The sequence below is a fragment of the Nocardioides marmorisolisilvae genome, assembly GCF_031656915.1.
Taxonomy (GTDB): Bacteria; Actinomycetota; Actinomycetes; order Propionibacteriales; family Nocardioidaceae; genus Marmoricola; species Marmoricola terrisoli.
The window spans coordinates 390,255-404,384 of sequence record NZ_CP134227.1 but is presented as its reverse complement, the minus strand read 5'-3'; the positions used below and the strand labels follow the sequence as shown (position 1 = coordinate 404,384).

The window sequence follows — 14,130 nt, the reverse complement described above, 5'->3', positions numbered from 1 at the left end:
GGGGGTAACTTCATCCGCGCCCGAATCGTTGATCCGGCAAGGACCCACTCCCCGTGCCCGGGAGGCACCATGCGCCGCGCCACCGCCCTCATCACCGCCCTGCTGCTCGGCACCCCGCTCACCGTGGCGGCGGCGACCACCACGGCCGGCGCCACTCCTGCGCCGTACACCGTGACGACGCTGCACTTCGCGGTCCACCTCGGCCCCAACTCGATGGGCGATCCGCAGAACTGCGACATCATCGGCGACCTCTACACACCGGCGGTGGCGAGCCCGACGCACCGGGTCCCCGCGATCCTGACCACCAACGGGTTCGGTGGCTCCAAGGACGACCAGGCCGGCATCGGCAAGGCGTTCGCTACCCGGGGATTCGAGGTGCTCTCCTACTCCGGGCTGGGCTTCGGCGGCTCCGGGTGCAAGATCACCCTGGACGACCCGTCGACCGATGGCCGGGCGGCGAGCCAGCTGGTCAGCTACCTCGGCGGCGCGAGCGGCATCGCCTTCACCGACGCCAAGCACACCACCCCCGCTCCGGTCCTCAACGTGGTCCGCCTCGACGGGGTCGACCATGCGGGCAGGCACGTCGCACACGACCCTCGCGTCGGGATGGTCGGTGGCTCGTACGGCGGCGAGATCCAGTTCGCGACTGCGGCCATCGACCCGCGGGTGGACACCATCGTGCCGATCATCACTTGGAACGACCTGTCCTACTCTCTGGCACCCAACAACACCTCGCTCGACGCAGGCGTCACGCCGTCCACGCCCGGTGCGACCAAACTGGTCTGGGGCCTGGGCTTCAGCGCCGAGGGTGTGGCCGACGGCATCGAAGGCATGCAGACGGACCCCAGCCGGATCCCGGGTTGCCCGAACTTCGCAACCTTCGTCTGCCCCGCGCTGGTCACCGCGGGCTCGACCGGCTTCTTCCAGCCGAGCGCGATCGCCGCGCTGCGGCACGCCTCGGTGGTGACCTACATGCCGAGGATTCGGATCCCGGTGCTGCTGATGCAAGGAGAGAACGACACGCTGTTCAACCTCAACGAGGCGGCGGCGACCTACCGCGCGCTGCGCGCCCAGGGGACCCCGGTGAAGATGATCTGGCAGTCGTGGGGACACTCCTCGTTGACCGCGGCACCCGGCGAGATCGACCTGGACAACCCCGACCCGACCACGCAGTACGAGACCAAGCGGGTGCTCGACTGGTTCACCCACTACCTCCTCGATCGGCCCACGGTCTCCACCGGCCCGGCGTTCAGCTACTTCCGCCCCTGGGTGGACTACACCGGCATCGCCACTCCGGCGTACGCCGCGTCCTCGGCGTACCCCGTCGGGCAGAACCGGACGTGGTTCCTCTCCGCCTCCTCGCTGGTGACCTCGACGAAGCAGGTCGTGGCGGGCTCCCAGCGGGTGACGACGCCGCCGGCCGGCCTGCCCACGTCGATCGACCCGACCGATGCGGCGGCGCTGTTCTTTTCCGGCGCCAACCAGCTGCCGAACACCTCCCTGCCTGGTACGACGGCAACGTGGACCACGGCACCGCTCTCCAGCCCGCTCGACGTGGTGGGCGCGCCGACCGTGCGTCTGAAGGTGGACGCCCCGACCGCGGTGCTGAGCCAGGCCGCGGGCGCTGCCGGGAAGGTGGTCCTCTTCCTCAAGGTCGTCGACGTCGACGCCGGCGGCAAGGCGAGCATGCTCAACGGCGAGATCGCGCCGGTCCGGATCCCTGACGTGCGCGAGCCCTTCACCGTGCGGATGCCGGCGATCGTGCACCGGTTCGCGCCGGGTCACCGACTCGCGCTCGTGGTGGCGGCGGGCAGCCAGAACTACCGCGGCGGCCTGCCCGCCACACCGGTGACGATCGCAGCCGGGAGCGGGCAGCGGCTCACCCTGCCGGTCACGAACTGACCGGCTGACGACGCGGCAGCGTGCCGTGAGGGTCAGATCTCGCCGCGCCGCTTGAGCACGTCGTAGGCCAGCACGCCTGCAGCCAGGGGCCCCTGCTGCACCCGGCCTTCGAGGACGGCGTCGAGCAGGTCCTGCATCGGCGCCCAGAACACCACGATCTCGGCCTCCTCGTGCGCCATCTCGAAGTCGCCACGATCAAGGGTGCTGAGCCGGCGCGCGAGGTAGAGGTGGTGCACCTCGTTGGTGAGCCCGACCGTCGGCCACAGCGTCAACAGGTGGCGCCACTCATCGGCTTGGAGCTCCGCCTCCTCCTTCAGCTCGCGCTTGGCGGTCTCGACCGGGTCCTCGCCCTCGTGGTCGCAGATCCCCGCCGGGAGCTCGACGAAGTTGCGACCGGCGACGTGGCGGTACTGCCGCAGGCAGCAGACCCGCTCCTGCTCGTCGACCGCCAGCACCATCACCGCGCCAGGGTGGGTGATGACCAGACGGTCGAAGGGCTCGTCGTCGTGACCGGGCCGGTGCAGGGTGTCCTCATGGACCTCGACGACCCAGTCGTCGCGATGGATCTCGCGGGTGCTGGTGACCGGCCACTGCTCTGGGACGTCCTGCAGCGCGGGAGTCTCCGGCGGCTGACGCTCGGCGGGAGTCACTCGTCCTCGTCAGCGAGCGGCCGACGCAGGCCACTCTCGTCGATCGGAATGCGCAGCTCGCGCTGACGGTCGAGCGCGGCTCCGACCAGACCGGCGAACAGCGGGTGCGGTCGGGTCGGCCGCGAGCGCAGCTCCGGGTGGGCCTGGGTGGCCACGTAGTAGGGATGGGTGTCCCGAGGCAGCTCGACGTACTCGACCAGATCGAGGTCGGGGTTGGTCCCGGAGAAGACCAGCCCGGCCTCGCTGAGCTGGTCGCGGTAGGCGTTGTTCACCTCGTAGCGGTGCCGGTGGCGCTCCTGCACTCGTGCCTCGCCGTATGCCTCGGCGACGATGCTTCCCGGTGCCAGGTCGGCCGGGTAGAGGCCCAGCCGCATGGTGCCACCGAGGTCGCCGGCGCCCTCGACGAAGCGCTTCTGCTCCTCCATGGTGGCGATCACCGGCTCCACCACGTCCGGGTCGAACTCGGTGGACGCCGCCTTCTCAAGGCCGGCAACCGAGCGGGCGTACTCGATCACCATGCACTGCAGACCCAGGCACAGCCCCAGCGTCGGGATGCCATGGGTGCGGGCGTAGGTGAGCGCACCGAGCTTGCCCTCGATGCCGCGGATCCCGAAGCCGCCCGGGACGCAGACCGCATCGGCGTCGCTGAGCAGGCGGGCGGCGCCCTCGGCGGTGCGGCACTCGTCCGAGGCGACCCAGTCCACATTGACCTTGGCGGAGTGGGCGAACCCACCGGCGCGCAGGGCCTCAACCACCGACAGGTAGGCATCGGGCAGGTCGATGTACTTGCCGACCAGCGCGACGGTCACCTCCTCGTCTGGGTGGTGCACCTTGCGCAGCAGGTCGTCCCACAGCTCCCACTCGACGTCGTGGAACGGCAGGCTCAGCCGCCGTACGACGTACGCGTCGAGCCCCTCCTTGTGCAGCACCTTCGGGATGTCGTAGATCGACGGAGCGTCCGCAGCCGTGACGACCGCGTCCTGGTCCACGTCGCACATCAGCGAGATCTTCCGCTTGACCGAGTCCGGGACGGGCCGGTCGGCGCGGCAGACGATGGCGTCGGGCTGGATGCCGATCGACCGCAGCGCCGCCACCGAGTGCTGGGTCGGCTTCGTCTTCAGCTCACCCGACGGACCGATGAACGGGATCAGGGAGACGTGCAGGAAGAAGACGTCGTCGCGGCCGAGGTCGTGGCGCACCTGCCGGGCCGCCTCCAGGAACGGCAGCGACTCGATATCACCGACGGTGCCGCCGATCTCGGTGATGACCAGGTCGATGTCCGGCCCGCCCATGGCCAGGATCCGCTCTTTGATCTCGTTGGTGATGTGCGGGATCACCTGGACGGTGTCGCCGAGGTAGTCGCCGCGGCGCTCCTTGGCGATCACACTGGAGTAGACCTGCCCGGTGGTGACGTTGGCGATCTGATTGAGGTCGGTGTCCAGGAACCGCTCGTAGTGACCGATGTCCAGGTCGGTCTCGGCGCCGTCGTTGGTGACGAACACCTCGCCGTGCTGGAACGGGTTCATGGTGCCGGGGTCGACGTTGAGGTACGGGTCGAGCTTCTGCATCGTCACCCGGAGCCCGCGCGACTTCAGCAGCCGTCCGAGGCTCGAGGCGGTCAGGCCCTTGCCGAGCGAGGAGGCGACGCCACCGGTGACGAAGATGTGTTTGGTCTGACGGTCCCTGCGCGGCATCTCCACGGGGTTCGATCCTAGCAAGCGGTCGACCGGGCCGTCACACGGACGCGCGTGCCAGGTCGAGGAGTTCCTTCGCGTGCGCCATCGCCGTGTCGGACTCCTCGAGACCGGCGAGCATCCGGGACAGCTCCTGGACCCGACCGGCGTCATCGAGCACGGTCAGGCCGGACGTCGTGACGCTGCCGTCACCGGACTTGCGCACGACGACGTGCTGCTCGGCGAAGGCGGCCACCTGCGGAAGATGGGTGACCACCAGGACCTGGGCGTGCCGGGCGAGCGCGGCCAGTCGGCGACCGACCTCGACCGCCGCCTTTCCGCCGATCCCCGCATCGACCTCGTCGAAGACGAACGTCGGCGCGGTGCGGGTGCCGGCGAGCACCACCTCGAGACCGAGCATGACCCGGGAGAGCTCACCACCCGACGCTCCCTTGCCGAGGGGCCTCGCCGCCATGCCGGTGTTCGCGGCGAGGAGGAAGTCGACCTCGTCGACGCCGGTCGGGGTGAACCGCCCAGCGTCGCCGACGACGACCTCGAGGAGGGCGTGCGGCATCGAGAGGGAGTGCAGCTCGCGGGTCACCGCCCCGGCCAGCCGCGATGCGGCCACCTTGCGCGCGCTGCTCAGCCGACCGGCCAGGTCGGTCAGCTCCGCGCGCAGCCGGGTGCTCTCCTCGCGCAACCGTTCGAGGTGCTCGTCGGAGTCGTCCAGCTCGGTGAGCCTGGTGACCGCCTGCGCAGCCCAGGCGAGCACCTCGTCGATGCTGTCGCCGTACTTGCGGGTCAGTGCGGTCAGGGCGGCACGCCGTTCCGAGACCGCCGCGAGCCGTGCCGGATCGGTCTCGACCGCGGCCGAGTACGACGCGACGTCGGTGGCCAGGTCGGCCAGCAGGTAGCCCATCTCGGCCACCCGGTCGGACAGGGCGGCGGCGTCGCCGTCATGCTCACGCACGGACTCCAGCGCACGCCGAGCGGCGGCGAGGGCACCGGTGGCGTCGGGTCCCTCATCCGCGGAGAGCGCCGCCCGGGCCGACTCCGCCGCGGTACGCAGCGTGTCGGCGTGACCCAGGCGTGCCTCCTCGGCCGCCAGGGCGGCGTCCTCGCCCGGCTGCGGCGCGACCGCCTCGATCTCGCTCAGGCCCAGGCGGAGCAGGTCGGCCTCGCGGGCGCGCTCCCTGGCATGGGTGGTCACCTCGTGGAGCTCGCTCTCGACCTCCTTGAGCCGGCTGAACCTCGCCGTGTAGTCGCGCAGCGGCGTGGTGACGGACTTCCCGGCGAACTCGTCGAGCGCCTCACGCTGGGCCTCCGGTCGCAGCAGCCGGTGCTGGTCGGACTGCCCGTGCACCGCGACCAGCCCGTCGGCGAGCCCGGAGAGCGCCGAGACGGGCACCGAGGCTCCCCCGACGAATGCACGCGAGCGCCCTTCCGCGGTGATCTGTCGGGCCAGCAGCACGACGCCGTCCTCCACCTCGCCGCCGAGCTCCTCGACCGCCTGGACGACGGCCGCGTCGACCCGGACAACACCGTCGACGCGGGCGGCGCGGGCGCCGGTGCGGACCGCGCCGGAGTCGGCGCGGTTGCCGAGGAGCAGGCCGAGGGCGGTGACCAGCATGGTCTTGCCGGCGCCCGTCTCGCCGGTGATCACGCTGAGCCCCGGGCCGAGCTCGAGGACCGACTCGTCGATCACGCCGAGCGAGCTGATCCTGATCTCCTCGATCACGCGCTGCTCCCGTTGCGACGGCGGCGCTGCTGGGCGCCGCGCCAGCCCTCGACGGGAAGGTCGAACTTCGCGACCAGTCGGTCGGTGAAGGGCGCCTGATGGAGCCTGATGAGCCTCACCGGGCTGCGGCCGCGGCGCACCTCGATATGCGCCCCCGGAGGCAGGTCCACCGGACGCCGCCCGTCGCACCAGAGCACGCCGGACCCGTCGTTGTCCTCGAGGACCTCGACGGCGAGCACCGAGGTGGGCGCCACCACGAGCGGTCGGGCGAACAGGGCATGCGCGCTGATCGGGACCATCAGCAGGGCCTCCACGCTCGGCCAGACGACCGGACCACCTGCGGAGAAGTTGTACGCCGTCGAGCCGGTCGGCGTGGCGCAGACCACGCCGTCGCAGCCGAACCGGCTCAGCGGGCGGCCGTCCACACCGATCACGACCTGCAGCATCCGCTCCCGAGCGGCCTTCTCGACGCTTGCCTCGTTGAGCGCCCAGGTCGCCTTGACCAGCTCCTTGCCGCGGTAGACCATCACGTCGAGGGACAGCCGCTCCTCGATCGTGTAGCGACGGGACACCACCGCGTCGATCATCGAGTCGACGTCCTCGCTCTCCGCCTCGGCGAGGAAGCCGACGTGCCCGAGGTTGACGCCGAGCAGCGGGATCCCGGAGTCGTGGGTGAGCTCCGCAGCGCGCAGGATGGTGCCGTCGCCTCCCAGCACGATGACCAGCTCGCAGTCGCGATCGGCGTCGGTGTCGACGAGCTCCAGCCCGTCACCCTCGGCGAGGCCGAGGTCCGCCGCCTCGTCGGCCAGAAGCCGTACCGACAGACCGTGCTGCCGGAGGGCGTCGACGACCTGGCGCGCGATGCCTCGGGCCTCGTCCCGGCCGGTGTGGGCAAGGACCAGGATGCGGCGGGTCGGACGGGTGCTGGTCACCGATCCAGCCTCTCATCCGGCACCCCCGCCGCGGTGGCCGCCTCGGCGAGGATGTCCGCCGACGTCACCCTCGAGGGCCCGCGGCGCAGCCAGAGGAAGAACTCGACGTTGCCCGAGGGGCCGGGCAGCGGGCTGGTCGTCACCGCACGGGCGCCCCAGCCCCGGTCGTCGGCCGCCTCCGCTACGGAGGTGACCGCCTCCGCGCGAAGACCGGGGTCGCGCACCACCCCGCCCTTGCCGAGCCGATCCTTGCCGACCTCGAACTGCGGCTTGACCATCAGCGCCAGGTCGCCCTCCGGGTCCGTGACCCCGATGAGCGCGTCCAGCACCAGCCGGAGGGAGATGAACGACAGGTCCCCCACCACGACATCGACGGGCAGGCCGATCTGCTCCAGGGTGAGGCTGCGGATGTTGGTGCGGTCGTGCACCTCGACACGAGGGTCGTTGCGCAGCGGCCACGCGAGCTGGCCGTATCCCACGTCGACCGCGACGACCTCGGCTGCCCCGGCCCGCAGCAGCACGTCGGTGAACCCACCCGTGGACGCGCCGGCGTCGAGGCAGCGGCGACCGCGCACGCTCAGCCCTCGCGCGCCGAACACCTCGAGCGCGCCCGCCAGCTTGTGACCACCCCTGCTCGCATACTCGGTCGTGTCCCGGGGGTCGGCCCGGACGACCAGGTCGGCGTCGGTGCCGACCGCGGTCGCCGGCTTGGTCGCCTGTCGGCCGTTCACGCTCACCCGGCCCTCGGCGATGAGCCGCGAGGCGTGCTCGCGGGAACGTGCCATCGACCGGCGGACCAGCTCGGCGTCGAGGCGAAGGCGCCGGGGCGACAAGTCAGGCTCCGGGGCCCGGGCCCGGCAGGTCGTTCCGAGCCTCTGAGAGCGCCTTGCGCAGCGCCTCGTGGCTCTCCTCGAACACGGTGACGTGCTCGTCGACGGGCAGGCCGGCAAGCCTGTCCAGGGAGCTGAGCACCGCGGTCACCGCGGGGTGCTCGGCAGGGTCAACCTCGTCGACCGGCGTGCGGACCTCGACCCCGCCGTCGGGCGGAGACACCTGGCTGCCGGGTCGTGCTGCCACGTCCGACTCCGGATCCGCCGGCTCGGCCGCCGGGTCCACCGGTGGCGTGTCGTCCTGGACGTCGCTCATGGCCAGCAACCTACCGGGATGCCGACCCCGGTGGACGGAGGTCCCCGGTCTCGACTGGCCCGGTGCCGCGATCGAGCTGCTCCCACGCGGCAACGGCGACTACGCGCCACCAGTCGTCGACCTCGCCGGCTCCGCTCACGGTCAGCTTCCGGTCCGCCACCGAGGCGCTCCAACCGCCGAGCCGCCACGCGCCCTCGGCGTGCTCCGGCACACCGTGCGCACGCTCCAGGGACCGCAGGTCGCTGCCCAGGAAGGTCGGCCGCCCGTCCGTGCCGGCCCCGACCAGCTCGGGAAGCCCGGTCACACCGGTCAGGACCAGCAGGCTGTCCCAGCCGACCCGGGTGGCACCTGCGATGTCGGTGTCGAGCCGGTCACCGACCACCAATGGGTGCTCGCCGCCGACGCGCTCGACGGTCTCCTCGAACAGCGCCGGCTCGGGCTTGCCGGCGACCTGCGGCGACCGTCCGGCATACGTCGCGACGAGCTCCACGAGGGTTCCATTGCCCGGCCCCGGTCCGCGGGGAGTGGGAAGGGTCAGATCCATGTTGGTCGCCACCCACGGCAGCCCGGCTCGGACCAGCAGCGCGCCGTCGACCACTCGGCGCCACGGCATCTGTGGCCCGTAGCCCTGGACGACCGCGGCGATGTGCTCCGCGGCCTCTGTCACCGGGACCAGTCCGCGTTCGCGCACCGCCCAGCTGAGCCCGTCGTCGCCGATCACGAACACCGATGCGCCCGGGTCGAGCTGGCGAGCGAGCAATCCCGCTGCCGCCTGGGCGCTGGTCACCACGTCGCCGGGCTCCGCCCTGATCCCCAGCTCGGCCAGGTGCTCGGCCACAGACATCGGCGTACGGGCCGCGTTGTTGGTCACGAAGGCCACCTGCAACCCTGCCGACCGGGTGCGGTCCAGCACATCCGCTGCGTGGTCGACCGCCGTGCCACCGACGTAGACGACACCGTCGAGGTCGAGGACGGCCAAGTCGTACGCCGAGGAAAGCGGCTGTTCACTGGGGCGAAGCACGCACCGATTGTGCCCGATCGGGCCGCCGGCCCCGTGTGAGCCTGCGGGCCGCGAGCACCTCGACCTCGACCGTGGTCCGTGGCACTCCCCCAGCCACCCGGAAGTGCCGGCGCCGCAGCGCACCGCTCACGGTCACCTCATCGCCTGGAAGCCACCGGGACGTGCTCGTCCTCAGTCGTCCGGTCCACACCGCACAGTCGAACCAGTCCGCGGCACGTCGCCCGGTGCGCGTCGGCGCGGACCGCGGCACGCTCAGCCGGAAGGTCACCAGGCTGTCCCCGCTGGGCAGTTCGCGCAGCTCCGGCGCACGGGTCAACCGCCCGGTGAGCACCACCTGGTTCGGTGCGGGCTCCTCGGCGCGCTCGTCTTCATCGATCTGCTGTCCTTGTCGGGTCACGGCGACCACCTCCTGCACGGCAGGGTTGCGTCGACCGGCCCCGGCCGAGCGGCGGAGCGAGCGAGCCTGTGGAACGCCGTCCCGGGGGGCGGCCTGTGGACGACTACGGGTCGGTCGTACGCGCCTCGCGCGACCCTCGCGTCACTCGCCCTCGGGAGCGGTCTGTGCCTCGATCTCGGCGGCCCGGTCGGCGGCGTCCGTCAGGCCCTCCCCGTCCACGGCTTCAGCGCGGTGGAACCACTCCAGCGCGTCCGCGGTCCGGCCGGCCTCGACGAGCGTGTCGGCGTACACGTACCGGAGCCGAGCGACCCAGGGGGCCCGCGACCGGGAGTCGATGGGTGCCTGCTCGAGCAGGCGGAGAGCGGCATCGGTCTCGCCACGGTCCCGCCGCGCACCGGCCTCGACGATGGTCAGCTCAGCCTGTTGGTCGGAGGAGAGCCGGGCGCGCGGCGCGTCCTTGAGCAGTCGGAGGGCACGGTCGGGCCGCTTCAGGGCGCGTTCGCAGTCGGCCATGATCGCCAGGTAGTCCGGAGAGCCGTTCATCCGGCGTGCCGCACGCAGCTCCTGGAGCGCCTCGGCGTACTCCCCCGCCGCATACGCTGCCTCGCCGACAGCCTCACGGACCACCGCGAGCCGGCCCGCCCGTGCCCGCGCCGCCAGCGTGTGCTGGTAGGCCGTCGTCGGGTCGGATTCCAGGGTCAGGCCGGCAGCCACCAGGTGCCGGGCCACCCGAAGGCCCAGCTTCTCCGGCAGCGACTTCAGCTGGGTGGCCACCCCCCGGTCCAGCTCCTTGCCGGTGATGTGCTCCGGGATCGGCGGGCCGTCGTAGCGTTGCTGGTCCGCGGAACGCTCCGCCTCGTCCCGTCGCGGCGCCCTGGCAGGGCGACCGGCATCACGACCCCCGCCGCGGGTGTCGCGGCCAGAGCCGCCGCGGGTGTCGCGGCCAGGACGCCCGACCGCACCGCGGCCGCGGTCCCGCGATGCCCCGGGCACGGATGAGCCACTGCTCCGGGCGCCGCCGCGACTCGACCCTCCGGCCGGCCGCGACCCACCACCACGCTGATCCGCCACGTCCTGCTCCTCACCCGGCGCATGCCGCGCCGCTTCGTCGTACCCGTTCGTCGATGCAGCCAAGAATGCAACAAGGGCCGCTCCACACGGGAGCGGCCCTTGTCATCAAAGTTATGTCCGGCGGCGTCCTACTCTCCCACAACCTCCCGGTTGCAGTACCATCGGCGCTGAAGGGCTTGACTTCCGGGTTCGGAATGGAGCCGGGTATTTCCCCTTCGCTATGGCCGCCGAAACTCTATGGAGTTATCAAATCAAAGCCATCAGGCTCCCGACCGTAACTCGGGAACCACACAGTGGACGCGCAACATCTTTGAGGGACAAGCCCTCGGCCTATTAGTACCGGTCGGCTAGGCATTACTGCTGTACACCTCCGGCCTATCAACCCAGTCGTCTACTGGGGGCCTTACCCGGTTAACCCGGTGGGAAACCTCATCTTGAAACGTGCTTCCCGCTTAGATGCTTTCAGCGGTTATCACTTCCGAACGTAGCTAACCAGCCGTGCTCTTGGCAGAACAACTGGCACACCAGAGGTTCGTCCATCCCGGTCCTCTCGTACTAGGGACAGCCTTTCTCAAGTTTCCTGCGCGCGCGGCGGATAGGGACCGAACTGTCTCACGACGTTCTAAACCCAGCTCGCGTGCCGCTTTAATGGGCGAACAGCCCAACCCTTGGGACCTACTCCAGCCCCAGGATGCGACGAGCCGACATCGAGGTGCCAAACCATCCCGTCGATATGGACTCTTGGGGAAGATCAGCCTGTTATCCCCGGGGTACCTTTTATCCGTTGAGCGACGCCGCTTCCACATGCCAGCGCCGGATCACTAGTTCCGACTTTCGTCCCTGCTCGAGTTGTCACTCTCACAGTCAAGCTCCCTTGTGCACTTACACTCGAAACCTGATTGCCAACCAGGCTGAGGGAACCTTTGAGCGCCTCCGTTACATTTTAGGAGGCAACCGGCCCCAGTTAAACTACCCACCAGGCACTGTCCCTGATCCGGATAACGGACCTAGGTTAGATATCTAATACGACCAGAGTGGTATTTCAACGTTGACTCCACCCGAACTGGCGTCCGAGTTTCACAGTCTCCCACCTATCCTACACAAGTCGAACCAAACACCAATACCAAGTTGTAGTAAAGGTCCCGGGGTCTTTCCGTCCTGCCGCGCGTAACGAGCATCTTTACTCGTACTGCAATTTCGCCGAGTCCACGGTTGAGACAGCGCCCAAGTCGTTACTCCATTCGTGCAGGTCGGAACTTACCCGACAAGGAATTTCGCTACCTTAGGATGGTTATAGTTACCACCGCCGTTTACTGGGGCTTAAGTTCTGCGCTTCGCTCCGAAGAGCTAACACGTCCCCTTAACCTTCCAGCACCGGGCAGGAGTCAGTCCGTATACATCGTCTTACGACTTCGCACGGACCTGTGTTTTTAGTAAACAGTCGCTTGGGCCTGGTCTCTGCGGCCATCACCGCTTTGCTGGGCAAGCCAGCTCACGGATCCGGCCCCCCTTCTCCCGAAGTTACGGGGGCATTTTGCCGAGTTCCTTAACCATGGTTCACTCGATCGCCTTGGTATTCTCTACCTGATCACCTGAGTCGGTTTGGGGTACGGGCGGCGCACAGCTCGCTAGAGGTTTTTCTCGACAGCATAGGATCATCGACTTCGTCCATAAGGACTCCCCGTCCCGTCTCAGACATATGCAACGCGGATTTGCCTACGTTGCGTCCTACACGGTTAGCCGTGGACAACCATCGCCACGGTTCGACTACCTTCCTGCGTCACCCCATCGCTTGACTACTACCGGTTCGGGTCGTGCGCTCCGCCTGGATCGTTCCCCGAAGGGACTCCACCAGGTTTTGGGCACTTAGCATCACCGGGTTCGTCATGGGCGCTGTTTTGCCGGTACGGGAATATCAACCCGTTGTCCATCGACTACGCCTGTCGGCCTCGCCTTAGGTCCCGACTTACCCAGGGCAGATTAGCTTGACCCTGGAACCCTTGATCATTCGGCGGAAGAGTTTCTCACTCTTCATTCGCTACTCATGCCTGCATTCTCACTCGTGTGGCGTCCACGGCTGGATCACTCCGCCGCTTCACTCGCCACACGACGCTCCCCTACCCATCCGCGCACCTGGACCACGAAGGCCTGGTACATACGCGAATGCCATAGCTTCGGTGGATAACTTGAGCCCCGCTACATTGTCGGCGCGAAATCACTTGACCAGTGAGCTATTACGCACTCTTTCAAGGGTGGCTGCTTCTAAGCCAACCTCCTGGTTGTCTCTGCGACTTCACATCCTTTTCCACTTAGTTATCGCTTAGGGACCTTAGCTGATGGTCTGGGCTGTTTCCCTTTCGACTACGGAGCTTATCCCCCGCAGTCTCACTGCTGCGCTCTCACTTACCGGCATTCGGAGTTTGGTTGATTTCGGTAAGCTTGTGGGCCCCCTAGACCATCCAGTGCTCTACCTCCGGCAAGAAACACGCAACGCTGCACCTAAATGCATTTCGGGGAGAACCAGCTATCACGAAGTTTGATTGGCCTTTCACCCCTATCCACAGGTCATCCCCTCAGTTTTCAACCTAAGTGGGTTCGGTCCTCCACGCGGTCTTACCCGCGCTTCAACCTGCCCATGGATAGATCACTTCGCTTCGGGTCTTGATCGTGCCACTCAGTCGCCCTATTCGGACTCGCTTTCGCTACGGCTACCCCACACGGGTTAACCTTGCGACACAACGCAAACTCGCAGGCTCATTCTTCAAAAGGCACGCTGTCACCCCGACAAGTCGAGGCTCCAACGGTTTGTAGGCACATGGTTTCAGGTACTATTTCACTCCCCGCCAGGGGTACTTTTCACCTTTCCCTCACGGTACTTGTCCGCTATCGGTCACCAAGGAGTATTTAGGCTTAACGGGTGGTCCCGCCAGATTCACACGGAATTTCAGGGGTTCCGTGTTACTTGGGGTGACGCTTCAGAGCCATCGTCTTACGTGTACGGGGGTATCACCCTCTATGCCGGGACTTTCCAGTCCGCTTCGACTTCAACGATGGTTTCTTACTCTGTGTTGGATCGGCAGACCCAACAAAGCGGCCCCACAACCCCACATACGCAACGCCTGCCGGCTATCACACGTACGTGGTTTGGCCTCTTCCGATTTCGCTCGCCACTACTCTCGGAATCACTTTTGTTTTCTCTTCCTGTGGGTACTGAGATGTTTCACTTCCCCACGTTCCCTCCAACTGCCCTATGTGTTCAGGCAGAGGTAACTGGACATGACTCCAGCTGGGTTTCCCCATTCGGAAATCCCCGGATCAACGCTCGGTTGCCAACTTCCCGGGGCTTATCGCAGGCTCCTACGTCCTTCATCGGCTCTTGGTGCCAAGGCATCCACCATGTGCCCTTAGTAGCTTGTCTTGCTACAAAGATGCTCGCGTCCACTGTGTAGTTCTCAAGATACGGGCGGTCCCCCATCCTGGTCCCGCTTACCAGCCGCCTGGCTGGCAGTTCGAGGGGATGAAGGCCCTACGTCCGAGGTTCGATCTCTCGATCCCTCAGGACCCAACAGTGTGCCTGACGCGTCTCCGGTTTCAACCCTC

10 protein-coding genes and 2 rRNA genes are annotated in these 14,130 nt (G+C 67.9%); 1 reads left to right on the top strand and 11 read right to left on the bottom strand.

Annotated elements, in window-relative coordinates; genetic code table 11:
* Positions 1-69 precede the first annotated feature (69 nt).
* Positions 70-1,902 carry a CocE/NonD family hydrolase gene (locus tag Q9R13_RS01935; protein WP_310963358.1) on the top strand — a complete coding sequence of 611 codons (1,833 nt, stop codon included), beginning with the start codon at positions 70-72 and terminating at the stop codon, positions 1,900-1,902.
* Between the two features lie 32 nt (positions 1,903-1,934).
* Here the strand turns inward: Q9R13_RS01935 and Q9R13_RS01930 are convergent, their stop codons facing one another.
* The 11 genes from Q9R13_RS01930 to Q9R13_RS01880 form a co-directional block, all read right to left on the bottom strand.
* Complete coding sequence (locus Q9R13_RS01930) at positions 1,935-2,552, bottom strand: NUDIX hydrolase (RefSeq protein WP_310963357.1); 618 nt, start codon at positions 2,550-2,552, stop codon at positions 1,935-1,937.
* A complete protein-coding gene (locus Q9R13_RS01925) occupies positions 2,549-4,246 on the bottom strand; it encodes a CTP synthase (protein WP_310965012.1) in 1,698 nt (565 codons plus the stop codon). Before Q9R13_RS01925 ends, Q9R13_RS01930 begins: the two co-directional genes overlap by 4 nt.
* A 40-nt stretch (positions 4,247-4,286) precedes the next feature.
* Complete coding sequence (recN, locus tag Q9R13_RS01920) at positions 4,287-5,963, bottom strand: DNA repair protein RecN (RefSeq protein ID WP_310963356.1); 1,677 nt, start codon at positions 5,961-5,963, stop codon at positions 4,287-4,289.
* Complete coding sequence (locus tag Q9R13_RS01915) at positions 5,960-6,895, bottom strand: NAD kinase (RefSeq protein WP_310963355.1); 936 nt, start codon at positions 6,893-6,895, stop codon at positions 5,960-5,962. Before Q9R13_RS01915 ends, recN begins: the two co-directional genes overlap by 4 nt.
* Positions 6,892-7,728 (bottom strand): TlyA family RNA methyltransferase, encoded by an 837-nt coding sequence (locus Q9R13_RS01910; protein WP_310963354.1) that lies wholly within the window; start codon positions 7,726-7,728, stop codon positions 6,892-6,894. Before Q9R13_RS01910 ends, Q9R13_RS01915 begins: the two co-directional genes overlap by 4 nt.
* Position 7,729: 1 nt before the next feature.
* Entirely contained in the window at positions 7,730-8,041 is a 312-nt protein-coding gene (locus Q9R13_RS01905; protein WP_310963353.1) for a hypothetical protein, read from the bottom strand.
* Positions 8,042-8,051: 10 nt separating this feature from the next.
* Positions 8,052-9,062, bottom strand: coding sequence for an HAD-IIA family hydrolase (locus Q9R13_RS01900; protein ID WP_310963352.1), 1,011 nt, complete (start codon positions 9,060-9,062; stop codon positions 8,052-8,054).
* Positions 9,046-9,459: a single-stranded DNA-binding protein gene (locus tag Q9R13_RS01895; protein ID WP_310963351.1), complete on the bottom strand. Its 414-nt coding sequence runs from the start codon at positions 9,457-9,459 to the stop codon at positions 9,046-9,048. The genes Q9R13_RS01900 and Q9R13_RS01895 overlap by 17 nt, the downstream gene beginning before the upstream one ends.
* Positions 9,460-9,600: 141 nt before the next feature.
* Complete coding sequence (locus Q9R13_RS01890) at positions 9,601-10,452, bottom strand: tetratricopeptide repeat protein (protein WP_310963350.1); 852 nt, start codon at positions 10,450-10,452, stop codon at positions 9,601-9,603.
* 193 nt (positions 10,453-10,645) lie between these two features.
* A 5S ribosomal RNA gene (gene rrf / locus Q9R13_RS01885) occupies positions 10,646-10,762 on the bottom strand.
* Between the two features lie 81 nt (positions 10,763-10,843).
* Positions 10,844-13,948: ribosomal RNA gene (locus tag Q9R13_RS01880) — 23S ribosomal RNA — on the bottom strand.
* Positions 13,949-14,130: the final 182 nt, after the last annotated feature.